Origin of the sequence: Sphingomonas sp. Y38-1Y (genome assembly GCF_032391395.1) — a bacterium.
Lineage (GTDB): Bacteria > Pseudomonadota > Alphaproteobacteria > Sphingomonadales > Sphingomonadaceae > Sphingomonas.
In genome coordinates, this window is record NZ_CP135916.1 from 2,575,672 (window position 1) to 2,594,506 (window position 18,835).

General features: G+C 70.3%; 22 protein-coding genes. 8 read left to right on the forward strand and 14 right to left on the reverse strand.

Features of this window, described 5'->3' with window-relative positions; genetic code table 11:
• Entirely contained in the window at positions 1–1,368 is a 1,368-nt protein-coding gene (gene glmU, locus RS883_RS12280) for a bifunctional UDP-N-acetylglucosamine diphosphorylase/glucosamine-1-phosphate N-acetyltransferase GlmU (RefSeq protein ID WP_315765114.1), read from the reverse strand.
• 61 nt (positions 1,369–1,429) lie between these two features.
• On the opposite strand from glmU, the gene RS883_RS12285 reads away from it, so the two are divergent.
• Both RS883_RS12285 and RS883_RS12290 read left to right on the forward strand, forming a co-directional pair.
• Positions 1,430–2,101, forward strand: a complete 672-nt coding sequence (locus tag RS883_RS12285; RefSeq protein WP_315760474.1) for an HAD-IA family hydrolase — start codon at positions 1,430–1,432, stop codon at positions 2,099–2,101.
• Positions 2,098–2,505, forward strand: a complete 408-nt coding sequence (locus tag RS883_RS12290; protein WP_315760475.1) for a GNAT family acetyltransferase — start codon at positions 2,098–2,100, stop codon at positions 2,503–2,505. The genes RS883_RS12285 and RS883_RS12290 overlap by 4 nt, the downstream gene beginning before the upstream one ends.
• Here RS883_RS12290 and RS883_RS12295 read toward each other — a convergent pair.
• Genes RS883_RS12295 through RS883_RS12310 form a run of 4 tightly spaced genes read right to left on the reverse strand, consistent with a single transcriptional unit; the run spans position 2,502 to position 5,048 of the window.
• Positions 2,502–3,506: a nucleotidyltransferase family protein gene (locus RS883_RS12295; RefSeq protein ID WP_315760476.1), complete on the reverse strand. Its 1,005-nt coding sequence runs from the start codon at positions 3,504–3,506 to the stop codon at positions 2,502–2,504. The two genes, RS883_RS12290 and RS883_RS12295, sit on opposite strands and share 4 nt — an antisense overlap.
• Positions 3,503–4,354 carry an HprK-related kinase A gene (locus tag RS883_RS12300; protein ID WP_315760477.1) on the reverse strand — a complete coding sequence of 284 codons (852 nt, stop codon included), beginning with the start codon at positions 4,352–4,354 and terminating at the stop codon, positions 3,503–3,505. The genes RS883_RS12295 and RS883_RS12300 overlap by 4 nt, the downstream gene beginning before the upstream one ends.
• Positions 4,351–4,617, reverse strand: a complete 267-nt coding sequence (locus tag RS883_RS12305; protein ID WP_315760478.1) for an HPr-rel-A system PqqD family peptide chaperone — start codon at positions 4,615–4,617, stop codon at positions 4,351–4,353. The genes RS883_RS12300 and RS883_RS12305 overlap by 4 nt, the downstream gene beginning before the upstream one ends.
• A gap of 11 nt (positions 4,618–4,628) precedes the next feature.
• Positions 4,629–5,048: a hypothetical protein gene (locus tag RS883_RS12310; RefSeq protein WP_409977347.1), complete on the reverse strand. Its 420-nt coding sequence runs from the start codon at positions 5,046–5,048 to the stop codon at positions 4,629–4,631.
• Between the two features lie 283 nt (positions 5,049–5,331).
• Between RS883_RS12310 and RS883_RS12315 the strand changes: the two genes are divergently transcribed.
• Entirely contained in the window at positions 5,332–6,225 is an 894-nt protein-coding gene (locus tag RS883_RS12315; protein ID WP_315760479.1) for a TraB/GumN family protein, read from the forward strand.
• On the opposite strand, the gene RS883_RS12320 is transcribed toward RS883_RS12315, so the two are convergent.
• From RS883_RS12320 to rsmI, 4 genes are all read right to left on the reverse strand, one after another.
• Positions 6,203–6,802, reverse strand: a complete 600-nt coding sequence (locus RS883_RS12320) for a DedA family protein (RefSeq protein WP_315760480.1) — start codon at positions 6,800–6,802, stop codon at positions 6,203–6,205. The two genes, RS883_RS12315 and RS883_RS12320, sit on opposite strands and share 23 nt — an antisense overlap.
• Before the next feature lie 183 nt (positions 6,803–6,985).
• Positions 6,986–7,942 carry a glutathione synthase gene (gene gshB / locus RS883_RS12325; protein WP_315760481.1) on the reverse strand — a complete coding sequence of 319 codons (957 nt, stop codon included), beginning with the start codon at positions 7,940–7,942 and terminating at the stop codon, positions 6,986–6,988.
• 329 nt (positions 7,943–8,271) lie between these two features.
• Complete coding sequence (locus RS883_RS12330; RefSeq protein ID WP_315760482.1) at positions 8,272–8,625, reverse strand: YraN family protein; 354 nt, start codon at positions 8,623–8,625, stop codon at positions 8,272–8,274.
• Positions 8,622–9,458: a 16S rRNA (cytidine(1402)-2'-O)-methyltransferase gene (rsmI, locus tag RS883_RS12335; RefSeq protein ID WP_315760483.1), complete on the reverse strand. Its 837-nt coding sequence runs from the start codon at positions 9,456–9,458 to the stop codon at positions 8,622–8,624. The genes RS883_RS12330 and rsmI overlap by 4 nt, the downstream gene beginning before the upstream one ends.
• 12 nt (positions 9,459–9,470) lie before the next feature.
• Here rsmI and RS883_RS12340 point away from each other — a divergent pair, with 12 nt between their 5' ends.
• Positions 9,471–10,661, forward strand: a complete 1,191-nt coding sequence (locus RS883_RS12340; RefSeq protein WP_315760484.1) for a penicillin-binding protein activator — start codon at positions 9,471–9,473, stop codon at positions 10,659–10,661.
• Positions 10,662–10,799: 138 nt separating this feature from the next.
• Here RS883_RS12340 and RS883_RS12345 read toward each other — a convergent pair whose 3' ends face one another.
• Together RS883_RS12345 and RS883_RS12350 are read right to left on the reverse strand one after the other, a co-directional pair.
• Entirely contained in the window at positions 10,800–11,393 is a 594-nt protein-coding gene (locus RS883_RS12345) for a nucleotidyltransferase family protein (RefSeq protein WP_315760485.1), read from the reverse strand.
• A complete protein-coding gene (locus RS883_RS12350) occupies positions 11,390–12,313 on the reverse strand; it encodes an XdhC family protein (RefSeq protein ID WP_315760486.1) in 924 nt (307 codons plus the stop codon). The genes RS883_RS12345 and RS883_RS12350 overlap by 4 nt, the downstream gene beginning before the upstream one ends.
• Before the next feature lie 98 nt (positions 12,314–12,411).
• On the opposite strand from RS883_RS12350, the gene RS883_RS12355 reads away from it, so the two are divergent.
• From RS883_RS12355 to RS883_RS12370, 4 genes are all read left to right on the forward strand, one after another.
• Positions 12,412–13,449, forward strand: a complete 1,038-nt coding sequence (locus RS883_RS12355) for a glycerophosphodiester phosphodiesterase (protein WP_315760487.1) — start codon at positions 12,412–12,414, stop codon at positions 13,447–13,449.
• Between the two features lie 5 nt (positions 13,450–13,454).
• Positions 13,455–13,715, forward strand: a complete 261-nt coding sequence (locus RS883_RS12360) for a hypothetical protein (protein WP_315760488.1) — start codon at positions 13,455–13,457, stop codon at positions 13,713–13,715.
• Positions 13,716–13,953: 238 nt separating this feature from the next.
• Complete coding sequence (locus tag RS883_RS12365) at positions 13,954–14,943, forward strand: aspartate carbamoyltransferase catalytic subunit (RefSeq protein ID WP_315760489.1); 990 nt, start codon at positions 13,954–13,956, stop codon at positions 14,941–14,943.
• Positions 14,940–16,163, forward strand: coding sequence for a dihydroorotase (locus RS883_RS12370; protein WP_315760490.1), 1,224 nt, complete (start codon positions 14,940–14,942; stop codon positions 16,161–16,163). Before RS883_RS12365 ends, RS883_RS12370 begins: the two co-directional genes overlap by 4 nt.
• Positions 16,164–16,192: 29 nt before the next feature.
• Here RS883_RS12370 and RS883_RS12375 read toward each other — a convergent pair whose 3' ends face one another.
• From RS883_RS12375 to RS883_RS12385, 3 genes are read right to left on the reverse strand one after another with little or no spacing between them, the layout of a single operon-like run.
• Entirely contained in the window at positions 16,193–17,503 is a 1,311-nt protein-coding gene (locus tag RS883_RS12375; protein WP_315760491.1) for an SPOR domain-containing protein, read from the reverse strand.
• A gap of 16 nt (positions 17,504–17,519) precedes the next feature.
• Positions 17,520–18,023, reverse strand: a complete 504-nt coding sequence (locus RS883_RS12380) for a hypothetical protein (protein ID WP_315760492.1) — start codon at positions 18,021–18,023, stop codon at positions 17,520–17,522.
• Positions 18,024–18,028: 5 nt separating this feature from the next.
• Positions 18,029–18,742 carry a ParA family protein gene (locus tag RS883_RS12385; RefSeq protein WP_315760493.1) on the reverse strand — a complete coding sequence of 238 codons (714 nt, stop codon included), beginning with the start codon at positions 18,740–18,742 and terminating at the stop codon, positions 18,029–18,031.
• Between the last annotated feature and the right edge of the window lie 93 nt (positions 18,743–18,835).

Genomic DNA, 18,835 nt, shown 5'->3' on the forward strand with positions numbered 1-18,835 from the left:
TTACTTCGCCGCCTTTCGCGCCTTCATCATCGAACGGAACCGGGCCGCCCATCCCTCGCGCACTTCCTGCCGCCCGCGCGCCAGTGCCAGCGCATCGGCGGGCACGTCGGCGGTCACCACCGAGCCTGCGCCGACGATCGCGCCGTCGCCGATCGTCACCGGCGCGACGAGCGCGCTGTTCGATCCCACGAACGCGCCCGCGCCGATCACCGTCCGGTACTTGCCGAAGCCGTCATAATTGCAGGTGATCGTCCCCGCGCCCAGATTGGCGTCGGGCCCCACATCGGCGTCGCCGATATAGGACAGGTGGTTCGCCTTGGCGCCTTCGCCCAGCACCGCCTTCTTGAGCTCGACGAAATTGCCGACCTTGGCGCCCTGACGGATGTCTGCACCGGGACGTAGGCGGGCATAGGGGCCGATCTCCGCCCCGCTCGCGACCTGCGCGCCCTCCAGGTGCGAGAAGCCGTGGATCGTCACGTCATCGGCGACCGTCACGCCCGGCCCGAACCAGACGTTGGGCTCGACCGTCACGTCGCGGCCGAGCACCGTGTCGTGCGAGAACCACACCGTCTCCGGCGCGATCAGCGTCGCGCCACCGACCATCGCCTGCGCGCGCCGGGCGGCCTGCCACTTGGCCTCCAGCCACGCGAGTTCGGTCCGGCTGTTGACGCCGTCGACCTCATCCGCAACCGTCTCGATCACCGCAGAAGCGCGCCCGTCGGTCGCCGCCAGCATGACGATGTCGGGCAGGTAATATTCCCCCGCCGCATTGTCGTTGCCGACCCGCGACAAAAGGCCGAACAGGTCCTCGCCCCGCACCGCCATGAGCCCCGAATTGCACAGGTCGACTGCGCGCTCCTCCGGCGAGGCGTCCTTGAACTCGACCATGCGCAGGATGCGGTCGCCCTCGACGATCACGCGGCCATAGGCGCCCGGATCGGCGGGCCTAAAGCCGAGCACGACGCACGCCGGCGCATCGGCGGCGTTGAGGCGATCGAGCATCGCGCGCATCGTCTCGGCCCGGACCAGCGGCACGTCGCCATAGAGGATCAGAACGTCGCCCGCGAAGCCCGCCAGCGCTGCTCCGGCCTGTGCGACGGCATGGCCGGTGCCGAGCTGCTCGGCCTGATGCGCGGTCGCCACCCCAAGCGGTGCTACCGCCGCCTCCACCTGCTCGCGGCGGTCGCCGACGACGACGACTTGCCGCTCGGCGCCGAGCGCCGCGACGCTGCCCAGCAGATGGTGCAGCATCGGCTTGCCGGCGATCGGATGCAGCACCTTGTGCAGGTCTGACTTCATGCGCGTCCCCCGCCCGGCGGCGAGGACGATGGCGGCGATCGGCCGCGCTGATCTGGATTGTTCGGTCATTGCGGCGACCGGTGCCACGAAAGCCTTGCCATTTCCATAGCCGAGGCGGCATCGCGGCTTCATGGCCACTTTTCCCTTCGACATCGTCGGCTTCGACCTCGACGGTACGCTATTCGACACGTCCGCCGACCTCACCCGCGCGGTCAACCACGCGCTGTCGCTCGCCGGCCGCCCGCCGCTCCATGTCGACACGGTCAAGCCGATGATCGGCCGCGGCGCCCGCCACATGCTCGCCGAGGGGCTGAAGGCCTCGGGCGGTTGCGACGAAGCCACGCTTTCCCAACTGCATCCAGAGCTGCTCACCTTCTACGAGGCAAACATCTCAGCGGGCACGGTCCCCTATCCCGGCATGCTCGCCGCGCTCGACGATCTCAAGGCCAGGGGCGTGCGCGTCGGCATCGTCACCAACAAGCTCCACGCCCTCGCCGACAAGCTGCTGCGCGAGATCGGCCTTCTAGATCGGTTCGAGCTGCTGCTCGGTGGCGATTCGCTCGGGCGGGGCAACGCCAAGCCCAGCCCCGCGCTGATCCACGCGATGGTCGAGCGGATGGGCGGCGGCCGCGCGGCGTTCGTTGGCGATTCAATCTACGACATCGGCGCCGCGCATGCGGCGGGCATCCCCGCGGTCGCGGTCAGCTTCGGCTTTCTGATGCAGCCGGTCGAGGAACTCGGCGCCGATGCGGTGATCGACCATTTCAACGAGCTCGTCCCCGCGCTCGAGCGGCTGGGATGATCCGCGCCTTCGAGGCCGCCGACCTGCCCGGCGTCGAGGCGCTGTGGCACGCCTGCTTCCCCGACGACCCGCCGCGCATCGCCGCCGCGCTGTCGATCCCCGAGAAGCTGCGGGTCGAGCCCGGCTCGGTGCTCATCGCTAAAGAGGACGACCTGATCGTCGGCAGCATCATGCACGGCTATGACGGTCATCGCGGCTGGTTGTGGAGCGTTGCCGTCGCATCGACGCATCGCGGCCGCGGCATCGGCGCCGCCCTGGTCCGCGCCGCCGAAGCCGCGCTCGCTGCGCGTGGCTGTCCCATGATCAACCTCCAGATCCGCGAAGGCAATGCGGCGGTCACCACCTTCTACGAACGCCTGGGCTACGCGGTCGAACCGCGCGTCAGCATGGGCAAGCTGCTCTAGCCGGGCGGCCGGTACCCCTTGCGCCACTTGGTCCACAGGTGTCGTGCCAGCATCGCTGGCGGCATGCGGAGCAGGTGTCCGCGTAAATAGAAGCCGAACTCCGTGGCCTTAAGCCGCTGCCGCCCCCAGCTGTCGCGCCCGAGAAGCCGCCGCGCGAACAGCCGGTCGGCCAGCGTCAGCGGCGCGCCCGCGCCGTACAGCCACTGGCTGAGCCGCAGCGACCGGTCGACCGCGGACAGCAACCCGTGAAGCTTTGCGCGCGCCCGCAGCCGATCGACGAAGCCCGGCTCGTCGAACTCCTCGATCAGGCAATGGACGTCCCACAGGTTGCGGAGCCCTCCCGCCAGCTCGCCATCGGCGAACAGGTGTGCGGCGGCGTGGACGATCACGTCCTCGCGCCCCAGCATCGACAGCCCGCCGCCGATCTCGACCGCACCTGCAACCAGCGCCGCCGCATCCGGCCGCGGCCGCGCGGTCAGCGGCAGGATCGTGTGGTGAACATCGATCATCTTGTCGCGGTCGCGGTGGATCAGCGGCGGCAGCTCGTGCATCCAGCGCCGGTAATAGGCGTCGTCATAGGGATCGGGCTTTACCCACTCCCATCCCGCGCCGATCAGCGCCGCCTCAGCATCGTCGATCCGGTCCTGCGGCACGAGGATGTCGAGGTCGCCGATATGCCGCCCCTGCCCCGCCTTCAGCCCCGCGGCGACGAACGCGGTGCCCTTCAGCAGGATCACCGGCATCCCGAGCGGCGCCAGCGCCCGCCGCGCCATCTCCGCCTCCCACAGGGCGGCGATGCGCCCCTGCTCGGCGGAAACTCGCGCATCCTCCAGGATGCGCGCCGCGGCGTCCGGCATCGGCAGCCCGGCCAGCCGGTGCGCCAGCGTCCCGATCATCTGCTCGCCCCGCGCCGCGGAGATCAGCGCGGTCCAGCCGCTCGCGTTGAACTCGGCCGTGCTGGCAGGGTCGCGCAGCGCCGCGACGAGCAGCCGCGCGGTCACGCCAGCGCCTCGACCTGCGCGATCGCCGTCGCCGCATCGGGATAGTCGATCGCCGTCGCCGGCACGCCGCCGACCAGCCGGGTCAGCGCGTCGAAGCCGCGTTCACCCAGCGCCACATAGTTGGTCGACGCCTGGGTCAGCCGCACGAACGTCTCGGCGGGGGGCACCTCGCGCACCGCCGCCTCGAACCCGAAGCGAGGAAAGATGATGTGTGCCGCCACCGCCGGCTCCGCCATCGCCGCGATCGACCGCGCATCAGGGACGAGGTGGCGGATATCGCCCTTGGGCGTTGCCAGTTGCGGCGGGCCGAAGCGCGCATCGGGCAGCGCCGCCTGCATGACGCCCACGCTCTCGTTCTTCAGGCTGATGAGCCGCGGAAACCCATGGATCAGCCCGGTCGCCGGATCGACCAGCGCGAACTCGTCACCCATCAGCCGCCAGCCACGCGCCATCAACAGCGCCGCCAGCGTCGACTTGCCCGCGCCGCTCTCCCCAGTCATCAAGATCGCCCGCCCGTCCCGCTCGACGCACGAGGCGTGGAGCAACAGGTAGCGGCGCTGCGCCAGCGCCATCTGGAGGTTCATCCCCATCTCGGCCGCAAGCAGCCCGAGCGCGAGCGGCAACGGCGCGGCGTCGGGGATGGTGAAGTCGCCGCCGATCATCACCGCCGGCCGGACGAACCGCCGCCACGGCCGCGCCGCGAACAGCCGCACGGTGAAATCGGGAATGTCGTCGTCGGGCTTCGGATAATCCCGGTAAAGGTCTTCGAGCTCGGCGATCGGCTGACGCCAGTCGCTGCCCACGCGAAAGCCCGCGGGGCCGATGCGAACCGAGAAGACGTGCCTCATGCCCGAGCGACTAACCCGACCGCCACCAGTTCCTCAAGCCGATCGGTCAGCGCCGCGACGTCGGGGTCGACCAGCGCATAGTCGCGCTCGAGCCGCGACAGCAGCGCGGCGGATTCGAGCGCCTCGTCGCCCAGCGCCTCGATCAGCTCGGGCACGGGTGCCTCGACCAGATGCGTCTGGCCGGACGGGCGATGATAGATGGCGGTGAGGACGTCGAGTGGCACGATGCGCAGGCTCGCCCGGTCGGCGGCGCGGTATCGCATTACGGGCGCCGTCAGGCGCGCGGCATCTGGAGCGATGCGAAGCAGGTGAAGCCGCTCGTCCCCTGCTGCAACCGGCGAATGTAATTGGTGTAAGCGCGGCTGCGCTGATAATCGGCGCCGGGCAGCGTCCCGCCGCGAAGCGCGCGCTTGACCTCTTCGCCGGTGAAGGGACGGCCAGCGGGCGGGAAGGCGCCCTGCGTGCCGGCGGGAACCAGCTTGCCGTCTGCGGCGACATACTGTCCGGCCCGCGCGGGATCGGGCACCGGGATCTGGCAGTTCGAGATCGACGCCGCGGTCTGCGCCAGCGCCGGGCGGATCGACAGCACCGCCGACGCGCCGACCGCCCCCAGCATCAGCGCGCGCCGGCCCATCTCGGGACCGGGCTGCGCCGCCGGCTCGGCCGGCTGCAATTCGGGCGTGTCGTCGCTCATGCTCGCACTCATCCTCGCGCACGCTAGATTGCGCAATGGTTAAAGTGCCGCAGAAAGCGTGCAATTCGGGACATGTGCTCATTCCTCCCCTGCAAGGGGAGGGGGACCAGCGAAGCTGGTGGAGGGGTGTGGTCGCTATCGGCATGTCAGCGATCGAAGCGACCCCGAACTCATCGCCTGTCGCGAATACCCCTCCACCAGCCTTCGGCTGGTTCCCCTCCCCTCCAGCGGAAGATTTTAGGGCGCTTCATCCCATCTGCGACTCCGCCTATGTCCGGGGACAATGCCCGTCCGCCTCCTCCTCGCTGCGCTCGCGCTTGCGCTCGCCGGTCCTGCCGCGCCGCCGCCGCCCGTGCCGGCCGACCCGCCGCTCTGGGTCGTGCGCGATGCCGACACGACGATCTACCTGTTCGGCAGCGTGCACTGGCTGAAGCCCGATATCGGCTGGTTCGACGACGAGGTGCGCCGTGCCTTCGATGCGGCCGACACGCTCGTCCTGGAAACGCCGCCCGTCGAGGCCGCAGAGGCGCAGCGGACGCAGGATGCGATCGGCAAGACGGCGAGCGGCCCTACCCTGCCCGACCGCCTGCCCGCCGCCTATCGCCCGAAACTCGCCGCCGCGCTGGCCGAGCTCGGCTATCCGGCGGGGGCGTTCGATCGGGTGAAGCCGTGGCTCGCCGCGACGACGCTGTCGATCCTGCCGCTCAAACGCCGCGGCTATGACGCGGGCGCCGGGGTCGAGGCGGTGCTCACCGCCGCGGCGCGCCGATCGGACAAGCCGATCCTCGGCCTCGAACCGCGGGTCCAGCAGCTCGGCTATTTCGACGCGCTGCCCGACGCGGCACAGATGGCGATGCTGACGCGCCAGCTCGACAACATGGACAAGACCGGCGACTCGACCGACGCGGTGCTCGCCGCCTGGACGAAGGGCGATGCCGCCGCGCTCGGCCGCATCGTCGACGCCGATCAGCGCGCGAGTTCGGCCGCGTTCGGCAAGGCGATCCTCTCCGATCGCAACCGCCGCTGGGCCGCGTGGATCGCCAGGCGGCTGGAGCAGCCCGGCACCATGTTCATGGCGGTCGGCGTCGGCCACCTGACCGGCAGCGACACCGTGCAGCGCGCGCTGTCCGAACGCGGGCTCGCCGCGCGGCGGATCAGACCTGGGGCTTCCAGGTAAAGACGCGGTAGACGTAGAGCAGGACGACCGCGACGATCAGCACGATCGCGACCGGGCCGTAATAATGCTCGAACTGGCCGAACTCGTTCTTGAGGATGTATCCCGCGCCGATCAGCACCGCGTTCCAGATGCCTGAGCCCAGCGTCGTCCAGAACAGGAACTGGACCTGGCTCATCTTGAGCATGCCCGACGGCAGCGAGATCATCGTGCGCACGGTCGGCAGGAACCGCGCCCAGAACACGATCGCCTTGTCATAGCGGGTGAAGATGCCGACGATCTTCTCGACCTCCGGCCAGTCGAGCGTCAGCCAGCGGCCGAACCGGTCGATCAGCGGCTTGAACCGCGCATAGCCGACGACGCGACCGATCCAGTACCACACCCAGTTGCCGAGCACCGCACCGATGGTCCCCGCCGCCACCGCTTCGGCGAAACCGAGCTTGCCGTCGGCGACCGCCATGCCGGTCAGTCCCATGATGACCTCCGACGGGATCGGCGGGAACACATTCTCCAGGAACATCGCGATTGCGATCCCCAGATAGCCCCAGGCGCCGACGAGTTCGATCAGGCGGTCGGTCATTCACGGTCCCTTGCTGCGTTGCGGCGCCCTCTAAGCGGGCGGTGGGGTTGTGGCAAATGGGCTCGCCGCCAACCACCCTCGTCACCCCGGACTTGTTCCGGGGTCCACCGTGCCGCAAACCAAGCGGCCGCTGAGGACGCGGTAAGGTGGACCCCGGAACAGGTCCGGGGTGACGAAAAGATGCTAAGCCCGCACCTTCAATCGCGCATCGATCGCGTCCCAGATCGCGCCAGCCGTATCCGTCCCATTGAACCGGTCGATCGCGACGATCCCCGTCGGCGACGTCACGTTGATCTCCGTCAGCCACTCGCCGCCGATCACGTCGATGCCGACGAAGATCAGGCCGCGGGCCTTGAGCTCAGGCCCCAATGCCGCACAGATCTCCCGCTCGCGCGGCGTCAGGTCCGCCGCCTCGGCCCGCCCGCCGACAGCCAGGTTGGAGCGGATCTCGCCCTCCCCAGGCAACCGGTTGATCGCGCCCGCGACCTCGCCGTCGACGAGGACGATGCGCTTGTCGCCCTTCGCGACGCCGGGCAGGAACGCCTGCACCATGTGCGGCTCGCGCCAGGTCATGTTGAACACCTCGATCAGCGAGGAGAGGTTCTGCCCCCCTTCGTCGATCTTGAAGATCGCCTTGCCGCCATTGCCGTGCAGCGGCTTGACCACCACCGATCCGTGCGTGGCCAGGAACGCCCGCGCCTCGTCCAGCTCGCGCGTGACCAGCGTCGGCGGCATGAAGCGGGCATAGTCGAGCACCCAGACCTTTTCGGGCGCATTGCGGACGCTGGTCGGATCGTTGACGATCAGCGTGCGGTCCTTGATCCGCTCGAGCAGATGCGTCGCGGTGATGTAGCCAAGGTCGAAGGGCGGGTCCTGTCGCATCAGCACGACATCGGCTTCGTCGCCCAGATCGAGCGGCACCGGCTCGCCCAATGTGAAATGGTCGCCCTTGACCGGCCGCACCTCGACCGGCCGCGCATTGACCCACAGCCGCCCGTCCGACCAGTTGAGCTGGTCGGCGGTGTAGTGGAACAGCCGGTGCCCGCGCGCCTGCCCCGCCAGCATCAGCGCAAAGGTCGAATCGCCCGCGATGTTGATGCCGGCGATCGGGTCCATCTGCACGGCGACGTTGAGGGGCATGCGGATCTCCTGCTCGGCTGTGGTGGCCAGCGTGCGGGTGCAAGTGCCTTAGAGCGGGCGGTTCGACAAGGTCGGAGCGATCTGCGCTTCGACCCTGGCGATCCATCAATCCCGTTCGTGCTGAGCCTGTCGAAGCACGTGCCAGAAACGCTGGTGCCGGCGGCACGTCCTTCGACAAGCTCCGGACGAACGGGGAACTAAGTGTTTCTCGACTTCGCTCGAAACGAACGCTGGTCTTTTGGCCTTGTCCTTACCTCTCCCGTTCGCTTCGAGCGTAGTCGAGAAGCCGCCAAGCAGCGCCAAAGTCCGCGGATGCGGACCAAGCATGCTCACCCCATCCAAGCATTCTCGATATGCCGCGGCAGGCACCCCGGCGCGAGAAGCACCACATCGATCCGGATCGCCTCGCCGGCCAGCGCATACTCGCCCGCCAGCACCTCCGCCGCCGCCGCGACGCGCGCCAGGCGCCGCTCGTCGATCGCATGATCGAGTTCCGCCGCCGTCGCCCGCGCCTTGACCTCGACGAATGCGACGCAGCCCGGACGGCGCGCGATCAGGTCGACCTCCCCCGCCTTCGTCCGCACACGCTGTGCGACGATCGTCCAGCCCTTGAGCCGGAGGTACCACGCCGCCTGTTCCTCGCCGCGCCGTCCGCGCGCCTCGGCGGCGTGGCGGTCTCTCACCGGTCCTTGAGCTCCATCGCCCGCGTATAGAGCGCCTTGCGATCGAGCCCCAATCGCTTGGCGACCTCTCCCGCCGCCTTCGCGGGCGGCAGCCGGGTCAGCGCCTCGGCCAACGCCGCGTCGCCGTCGTCTGCGCTGGCGGGGGCCGGCGGTTCGGGCGGTGCGACGACGACCACGATCTCGCCCTTGGGCGGCGCGTCGGCATAGCGCTCGACCAGCGCCGACAGACGTCCCGTCACGCATTCCTCGAACCGCTTGGTGATCTCGCGCGCCACGCCCGCCTCGCGGTCGCCCAGCCCCTCGGCGAGCGCCGCCAGGCATGCCGACAGCCGCGGCCCCGATTCGTACAGCACCAGTGTCGCGCGGACCGCCGCCACCTCGGCAATCGCCTCCGCCCGCGCATGCGCCTTGGACGGAAGGAACCCCATGAACAGGAAGCGGTCGGTCGGTAGGCCCGCCAGCGTCAGCGCCGCCACCGCCGCGCACGGCCCGGGCACCGTCACCACCGCATGCCCCGCCGCGCGTGCGTCGCGCACCAGCTTGTAGCCGGGATCGGAGATCAGCGGCGTGCCCGCGTCGCTGACCAGCGCCACCACCTCGGTGGCCATCCGCGCGATCAGGCCGGGGCGGACCGCATCGGCATTGTGGTCGTGATAGGGCAGCATCGACCGCTTGACCCCGATATGCCGCAAAAGTCCGGCGGTTACGCGGCTATCCTCGACAGCGACGACGTCGGCATGCGACAGCACCGCCGCCGCGCGCGGCGACAGGTCGCCGAGATTGCCGATCGGGGTGGCGACGATATAGAGGCCGGGCAGGAGTTCGGCGTTCATCAGGGGAGAGCCATGGCAGAGGCGCACGCGAGACCGCAACCGGGAATGCACCTCCGGCGACTGGCCATATTGGCCATCGGCCTGGCGATCAGCGCCTGCTCGACGATCGTGCCCCGCGGTGCGCCTCCTGGAGAGGCGCCGCCGCCGACCACGCGGCCCACCACGGGACCGGCGCCGGTCGGACCCGGGCTCCCTCAGGATCAGGCACGCCACCGAGTCGCGCTGCTCGTGCCGCTGACCGGCCCCAATGCGCGCGTCGGCCAGAGCCTCGCCAACGCGACGCAACTCGCGCAGCTGGATACGCGCAGCGAGGTGGTGCGCATCACCAACTACGACACCGCGCGCGGTGCCGCCGCCGCGGCGCAGGCCGCGATCCGCGACGGCAATCGCCTGATCCTCGGCCCGCTGCTGGCCGAGGACGTTCGCGCGGTCGCGCCGATCGCGCGGCGCGCGGGCGTGCCGGTGCTCAGCTTCTCCAACGACACCGGCGTCGCAGGCGATGGCGTGTTCATCATGGGCTACACCCCCGCCCAGTCGATCGAGCGCGTCGTCGATCATGCGCGGCGCAGCGGCGTCAGCGACTTTGCCGGCCTCGTCCCCACCGGCCTCTATGGCGAGCGCGCCTCGACCAGCTTCCTGCGCGCGGTCGAGGCGGCGGGCGGGCGCGTCGTCGCGCTCCAGACCTATGACCGGGCGCCGCGTTCGGTCGCGGCCGCGGCGGGTCGCCTGACCGCCGGATATCAGGCGGTGCTGATCGCCGACGGCGCGACCACCGCGGCGGGCGCCGTTCCGGTCCTCCGGCGGGGCACCGGGAAGAGCGCGCGCGTGCTCGGCACCGAGCTGTGGAACACCGATTCGAACGTCGGCAGCAACGCCGCCTTGTCGGGCGCGTGGTACGCGAGCGTGTCGAACAACCTTTATACGCAATATGCCGGCAAGTACCGGGCGCGCTTCGGCGCGGCGCCCTATCGCCTGTCCTCGATGGGCTACGACGCGGTGCTGCTGACCGTCCGGATCGCCCGCGACTGGCGCGTGGGCAGCCCATTCCCGGCGACCCGCCTGACCGACCGCGACGGCTTCGCTGGGCTCGACGGCGCCTTCCGCTTCGACCGCGAAGGCATCGCTGAGCGCGCGCTGGAGGTAAAGGAAGTCCGCGGCGGCTCGACCGTGACGGTCAGCCCCGCCCCGCGCACCTTCCGCTGACCGCGCAGGAGCGGCGCGCAGCCCATCGCTTTTCCGTCACCCCGGGCTCGACCCGGGGTCCCGCTTCTACCTTCCGCCCGGTCGAAAAAAGCAGGACCCCGGATCAAGTCCGGGGTGACGAGGTGTTTGGAGGGGTGCTCAGGGCCGCACCTGCTGGATGATCTTGGCGCGCAGCGTCTCGAGCTGTTCGGGCGTGTCGATGTCGATCAGCTCCGCCGGGTTCGTGACAACATGCTTTCCCTGCATCACCAGTCGCCGCCCGCCCTCGTCGCCGGTCAGCGCCTCCAGCGCATCGAAATGCGCCGCGCCGAACAGCGCCGGCGGCGTGGGATGCTCGCCGTTGCTCGACGCGACGATCGTGTCCTCGCCCTCGGCGGCGTCGAACAGGCGATAGATGTGCGTGGCCGTCACGCGCGGCATGTCGGCCAGCGCGATCAGCACCGCCTTTGCCCCCACCTCCCTCACCGGCGACAGGCAGAGCGCGAGCGAGCGCCCCTGCCCGTCCTCGGCATGCGGGTTGTGGACGACGCGATAGCCGCGCGCGGCGTAGTCGAGCCGGGTTCCGGACACGACCGCGATCCGCGCCGCGAACGGCACCGCCTCCAGCGCAGTGACGACGTGCATCCCGATCGGCTCGGCAAGATAGGGCTGCTCGAGCTTGTCGACATCGCCGAAGCGCTGCGACCGACCCGCCGCCAGCAGCACCAGCGCGGTATTCTCCGGCGCGATCATGCCTCCGCTCCCCGCCATGCGCGGACCATCGCCGCGGCGACCGACAGCGCGATCTCCGCCGGCCCGACCGCGCCGATCGCCAGCCCGGCGGGACCGTCGATCCGCCCCAGCGCCGCCGGATCGACACCCGCCGCCGTCAGCCGCTCCAGCCGCGCCGCATGGCTGCGCTTGCTCCCCAGCGCAGCGACATAGCCAGTCGGCCGCGCGAGCGCCGCGGCGAGCGCGGGATCGTCGATCTTGGGATCATGGCTCAGCGTCACCACCGCGCTCGTCCGCCCCGGCGCCAGCGCCTCGATCGCCTCGTCCGGCCAGCGATCGTCCAGCGTCACGCCGGGGAACCGCTCCTCCGTCAGGAACCGCGCACGCGGGTCGACGACCACCGCCTCGATCCCCAGCGGCTTTGCCAAGCCCACCAGCGCCTGGGCGATCTGGACCGCGCCGACGATGATGAGCCGGCGCGGCGGATCGTACCGGTTGACGAACGCCGCACCCTCGACCGGCCGCAGCGACGACTGGCCGCCGTCGAGGTCGGTGTTCACGACGACGCTGTCGCCGCCCGCCCGCGCCTCGGCGATGCGCTCGAACAGTTCGGGGTCGAAGCCGTGCGCCGCGACGGGCTGCACCAGCACCGCGATCTCGCCGCCGCAGGGCAACCCGACTTCCCACGCTGCGGCATCGGCGACGCCGTAGCGCTTGAGAACCGCCGGCGCGCCGCCGATCACCTCGGCCGCGGTCGCCAGGATGTCGTTCTCCACGCAGCCGCCCGACACCGATCCCTCGAACCGGCCATCGGCGTGGACGAGCATGTGGCTGCCCCGCGGCCGCGGCGCCGAGCCCCAGGTCGACACCACCGTCGCCAGCGCCATCGGGCTGCCCGCCCACTCGCGCGCCTTTGCCAGCACGCCGTCATTGTCGTTCAAGCGCACAACCCTTTCATGTCACCGCGGCGTCATCGCGCCCTCACATAGGCATGGCCGAACCCCGTTGCTAATACCCGATCCCATGAAGAGGCTGCCCGATGCTCCTGATGTTGTTCGCGCTGGCGGTTGCCGGACCGATGGCTGACCCCGGCCCGCGCCCGATCGTGATCGCGCACCGCGGCGCCTCGGGCGAGCGGCCAGAACACACGATCGCCGCATACGAGCGCGCGATCGAGGTGGGTGCCGACTTCATCGAACCCGATCTCGTCCTCACCAAGGACAATGTCTTCGTCGCCCGGCACGAGAACGACATCACCAACACCACCGATGTCGCCGCGCATCCCGAGTTCGCTGGTCGCAAGACCGTGAAGACGATCGACGGCGAGCGGCACGAGGGCTGGTTTACCGAGGATTTCACCCTCGCCGAACTCAAGACGCTGCGCGCCAAAGAACGCCTGCCGCAGCTTCGGCCACAGAACGCCGCCTATGACGGCCGTTTCGAGGTGCCGACGCTGGCCGAGGTGATCGCCCTCGCCAAGAAGCGCTCGGCCAAAACGGGTCGCACGATCGGCATCTATCCAGAGACCAAGCACCCGACCTATTTCGCCTCCATCGGCAAGCCGATGGAACAGCGGCTCGCCGATCAACTCCGCGCCGCGGGGTGGAACAGCACCGATGCGCCCGTCTTCATCCAGTCGTTTGAAGTGAACAACCTCAAGGCGCTGCGCCGGATGACCCGCGTGCGCCTGATCCAGCTCGTCGCCAGCGACGGGGGTCCGGCCGACCGCGCGCAGCCGAGCTATGCGGCGATGCTGACGCCGGAGGGGCTGCGCGCCGTCGCGACCTATGCCGACGGTCTCGGCCCCGAGAAGAAGCTGGTGGTCGCCGACGATGGCGTTGCGACGGCTTTGGTCCGCCACGCGCATGCCGCGGGGCTCAAGGTGCATCCCTGGACGCTGCGTGCCGAGAATTATTTCCTGCCGCCCGCCGACCGCATCGGAACCGATCCGCGCGCGCACGGGCGTCTACGCGACGAGATCGCGCGCCAGCTTGCCGCGGGGATCGATGGATTCTTCACCGACTTCCCCTATGATGGCGTCGCGGCGCGTGATGCGTTCGCGGGGTCGGGGAAGTAGTTGATATGCGTATCGGTTTGGCGCTCGCGGCGCTGTCGTTGCCGCTCCTGAGCGGCGGATGCATCGCCAAGACGGCGTGGGATGTGGCGACGTTGCCGGTCAAGGCGACCGGCCAGGCGGTCGACTGGGCGACGACCAGCCAGGAAGAAGCCGACCGAAATTACGGCCGCAAGATGCGCAAGAAGGAAGCCGCCGAAGGCCGTCGCCTCCGCGAGGAAGAACGCCGCCGCAAGCGCGAGGAGAGGAAGTGGCGCGAGGACGATTGATCGTACTTCGCCCGTCATCCCGGACTTGATCCTGCTAGTCGTCACCCCGGACTTGTTCCGGGGTCCACCTCTCCACTCAGGCTGAGGCGGGTTGCCGGTTTGGCCGGTTCAGCACGCCCCAACGAACGCCGAGGTTCGCGGCCCGGTGGACCCCGGAACGAGTCCGGGGTGACGTAAAGCGTGGATGAGCCACCACCCCCTTGCCCTCGCCGGCCCGCCCCGATAACCCGCGCCCTCGATGCCCGCTTCCGACCACCGCCCCGCCACGCTGCTGCCCGGCGGCGCCGTGTTTCCGCATCGGCATCTGACCGGCATCGCCGGGCTTCAGCCGCACGAGATCACCTTTTTCCTCGACGAAGCCGAGCAGTGGATCGAGGCGAACCGCAGCCGCGCCAAGAGCGACCGGCGGCTGGAGGGCGTGACCCAGATCAACGCCTTCTTCGAGAACTCGACCCGCACGCTCCTGTCGTTCGAGATCGCCGGCAAGCGCCTCGGCGCCGACGTCGTCAACATGACCGTCGCCGCCTCCAGCGTGAAGAAGGGCGAGACGTTGATCGACACCGCGGTCACCTTGAACGCCATGCGTGCCGATGTGATCGTCATCCGCCACATGGCCTCGGGTGCGGTGGGGTTGATCGCCGACAAGGTCGACTGTCCCGTCCTCAATGCCGGGGACGGGTCGCACGAGCATCCGACACAGGCGCTGCTCGACGCGCTGACCATCCGTCGCCGCCGCGGACAGCTGCAGGGCCAGCGTGTCGTCATCTGCGGCGACATCCTGCACAGCCGCGTCGCGCGGTCGAACATCCTCGCGCTCACCGCACTCGCCGCAGAAGTCCGCGTCGTCGCACCGACGACGCTGATGCCGCCTGCGATCGAGGCGATGCACGTCACGCCCTTCACCGACTTCGACGCCGCGCTGGAGGGGGCCGACGTCGTCATGATGCTCCGGCTCCAGAACGAGCGGATGTCGGGCGCCTACATCCCCTCGACCCGCGAATATCACCGCCGCTACGGCCTGACGCCCGAGCGGCTTGCGCGCGCCAAGCCCGATGCGCTCGTCATGCATCCGGGGCCGATGAATCGCGGGGTCGAGATCACCTCGTCGGTCGCCGACCTGCCCGGCCGCTCGGCGATCACCGAACAGGTCGAGATGGGCGTGGCGGTCCGCATGGCGTGCCTGGACGTACTGACGCGGCGTGCACGCGGCGTGGAGGGCTGGGCATGACGACGCTCTATCGCAACGCGCGCCTGATCTGTCCCGAGCGCGGCGAGAGCACGGGCGACCTTCTCGTCGTCGGCGATCGGATCGCGGGGGTCGGCACCGTCGAAGCACCCGCCGGCGCCGCGATCGTCGATTGCCGCGGCAAGTGCCTGGCCCCCGCAATCGTCGACCTCGGCGTCTTCGCGATCGACAAGGCGGCGTGCATAGCCGGCGGCATCGTTCGCGTCGGGCTGATGCCCGACCAGTCGCCGATCCTCGACGATCCGGGCATCGTCCAGCGCGCGGCGGCGGTCGGCAAGCCCGAGCTGTGGGTCCATCCCATTGCCGCCGCCACGCGCGAGCTGAAGGGCGTCGACCTCGCCGAAATGGCGATCAATGCGGAGGCGGGTGCGCGCGCCGTCGCCACCGGCCGCCGCTGGATCGCCGATGCCGGCGTGATGGCGCGCGTGCTGGGCTATGCCCGCGACCTGGGCCTCACCGTCGTCGCCCACGCCGAGGATGCGGGGCTCGCCGCCGACGCCGTCGCGACCGCAGGCGAGACCGCGACGCGCCTCGGCCTCCCCGCCGCGCCCGCCATCGCGGAGGCGCTGGCGATCGCCCGCGACCTGATGCTCGCCGAACAAAGCGGCGCGTCGATCCACTTTCGCCAGGTCACGACCGCGGCCGGCTTCGACCTGATCCGCGCCGCGAAGGCGCGCGGTGTTCGTGCCACCTGTGGCATTACACCCGCGCATCTGTTGCTGTCGGACAAGGCGATCAGCGATTTCCGCACCTTCACCCGCCTCTCGCCGCCGCTTCGCGACGAGGCGGATCGCGCGGCTGCGCTGAAGGCGCTGGGTGACGGGACGATCGACGTGCTCTGCTCGGGCCACGATCCGCGCGGGCCGGAGGAAAAGCGGCTGCCGTTCACCGATGCCGCCCCCGGCATGTCGGGGGCCGAGACGCTGCTGGCGCTCTCGATCAATGCCGCGCGCACGGCGGGGCTCGCGCTCCCGCGGCTGTTCGAGCTGCTGTCGCGGACCCCGGCTCGGCTGATGGCGCTGGACGCCGGCACGCTCACGGTGGGGGCGCCTGCGGACTTGGTGCTGTTCGATGCCGACGCGCCCTGGCAGATCGTCGGCGAGGCGATGGTCGCGCGTGCCGGCAACACGCCGTTCGACGGTCTGCCGGTCGAAGGCCGCGTGCTGCGCACGATCAAGGGCGGCGTCTGGCTGACCGCCTGACGCCGCCCTCCTCTCCTACTCGTTGATCCTCAGCGCGAGGCGACCTGCGGCCCGCGCGCCCAGCTTGCCACCTGCTCGCCGAGCGCTGCGCGCACGAAGCAGCGGCTGCCCTTGGCGCGGACGGTGCGGCACAGCGCATCGGCATCGCCGCGCGTGTAGCCGCCGACCGACAGGCGGTAATAGCTTTCCGACCCCACGGTCGCCGACATGCCGCGCGGCGTCTGCCTGGCGAGTGCGGGCACGGTCCGGCTGAGCCGGCCCCAGGCATCGCGCGCGACCCCGGCATTCTCAAACGCACCGAGCTGGACGAAGTAGTTGCCCTGCGCCGGCGCCCGGAACGCGGCCTTGACGGGTGCGGGCGTCGCAGCGGCGGTGCGGACCTGGCGCATCGGCGAGGCGGGGATCGCCTGAACGATCTCACGACGCTCGGCAAAGACGATGCCGCTCGCGCGCGGTCCCGGCACCGGCTCGGCCGATGCCACCGGCGTGGCTTCGACGGGCGCTTCGGCGACGACCGGCGCGGGCTCGATCGCCGGCGCGAACGCCTCGACCGGCGTCGGCGCGGAGGCGACCGCCACCGCTTCGTTGCGGCCGCGCAGCGCGAGCTGCACAGGCATGCCGCCATCGGCGACTGCGGTCACGCCCAAGAGGCTCGCGACCTGATCCGACTTGCTCGCGGGCCGCGCGAACTGTGCCCATTGCATGATGCGCTGGTCCGCCTCGGCGGGCGGCAGGTCGATCGCGGCGATCGTGCGTGCTTCCTGCCACTTGCCGGCCAGCGCCAGCGAGAGCGCGAGATTCTGGCGGACCTTCGAAGTCGCTGCCGGATCGCGTGCGGCCTCGGCCAGCACCGCGACGGCGGCCATCGGGTCGCCAGCCAATGCAATCGCGAGGCCGCGATCGGCCGGCTGGATCTCGTTGCCGCTGGCGTCAAGCAGCGCGCGCGCGCCCTGCCAGTCGCCCAGCGCCACCTTGGCCAGCGCCAGGTTCAGCGCGCTGCGACCATCCTTATCGCCCAGCGCGCGCGCATCCTCGAACGCCTGCGCTGCAGACGCGAAGCGGCCCGCGACGATGTACGCGCGGCCCAGGAGCGACCGGTGCGCACCATTGTCGGGCGCCAGCAGCACCGCCTGCTCCGCGCGGCCGACCGCCTCGTCGTGGCGGTTCTGGCGGATCGCCTTCTCGGCGAGCTTCGCCTGCTTGTCGGCGGCGCGCGCCTGTGCGGCGGCGTCGCGGTCACCCGCCATCGCCGCCGAGCTGTGCAGCGCCATGCCGCCCAGCGTCCCGCCGATCGCGGTCACCGCGGCCATCCCCAATCCGATCCGCTTGCCCCAATGCATCGTAAATCCCCCCGGTTCAGCGATTGCCGTTGCCGGGGCGGAGCTGCGCGGACAGCGCCTCGACCTCGGCCAGTTTGGTCACATATTCGTCGAGTGCCTGCGTCACGATCGCCTGGGCCGAGCGGCCCTCGATCGCGCTCGCCAGGCGAAGCTTCAGGTGCCGGTCGGCGTCCAGGCGCAGCGTGAACGCCGCCTTGCCCTTGCGCGTCGCCACCGCCGCTCCGATCGCGGCAAGCTCGGCGGTCGCAACGACCGGCGGCGCCACTTCACGCGACAGCGCCTCGCGCTGCACGACCACGGCGGGCGTCGGTGCTTCGACCGGCACCGGCGTTTCGGGCGTCAGCGGCTGGACCGGCGCCGCGGCGCGACCCTCACCCAGGTCGTTCCAGCCCAGATCCTCCAGCGACATGTCGGACCCGACAAAGCCCTGGGGCCGCATCGCCGGCCGTGCCTGACCCTTGCGGGCGAGCAGGCCGGAGGAAAGCGAGGCGAGCGGTTTGGAGTTGCCGAACATAGCCATGATCCTCAGCTCACCACGCGGCGGCCGAAGCCGGCCATCGGCCGCGCGGCAAAGCTCGCGCCGTTGATGACGGGCGCGGCGAAGACCGTGCGGCGGAAATTCTTCTCGAGCCGGTCGGAGATGTAGGTCCACAGCGCCTCGACCTCGGCGGCCGAGCGGCTCTTGGCATCGACCTCCATCACCGTGCGCCCGTCGATCATCGACGCGGCGAAGTCGGTGCGGTGATGGATCGTGATCGGCGCGACGGTGCCATGCTGCGACAGCGCGACCGCCGCCTCGCTGGTGATGCGCGCCTTGGGCGTGGCGGCGTTGACGACGAAGATCAGCGGCTTGCCCGCGCGGTCGCACAGGTCGACGGTGGCGCCGACGGCGCGCAGGTCGTGCGGGCTCGGCCGCGTCGGGATGACGATCAGCTCGGCCACCTGGATCACGCTCTGGATCGCCATGGTGATCGCGGGCGGCGTGTCGATGACCGCCAGCTTGAAGCCCTGCTGGCGCAGCACCTCCAGATCGGCGGCGAGGCGCGCAACCGTGGTCTGGGCAAAGGCGGGATAGTCCGCCTCGCGCTCGTTCCACCAGTCGGCCAGGCTGCCCTGCGGATCGATGTCGATCAGAACGACCGGACCCGCGCCGGAGCGCTGCGCCTGCACGGCGAGATGGCCCGACAACGTGGTCTTGCCGGATCCGCCCTTTTGCGACGCCATCGCCAGAACGCGCATGTGTTCCCCTGAAATTGCCCGCTATTCCACGGCGGGGATGCCACCGGATGGGATAAGAACGGGTTAACGGGGCGCCGTTTTGGCGGGATGGCG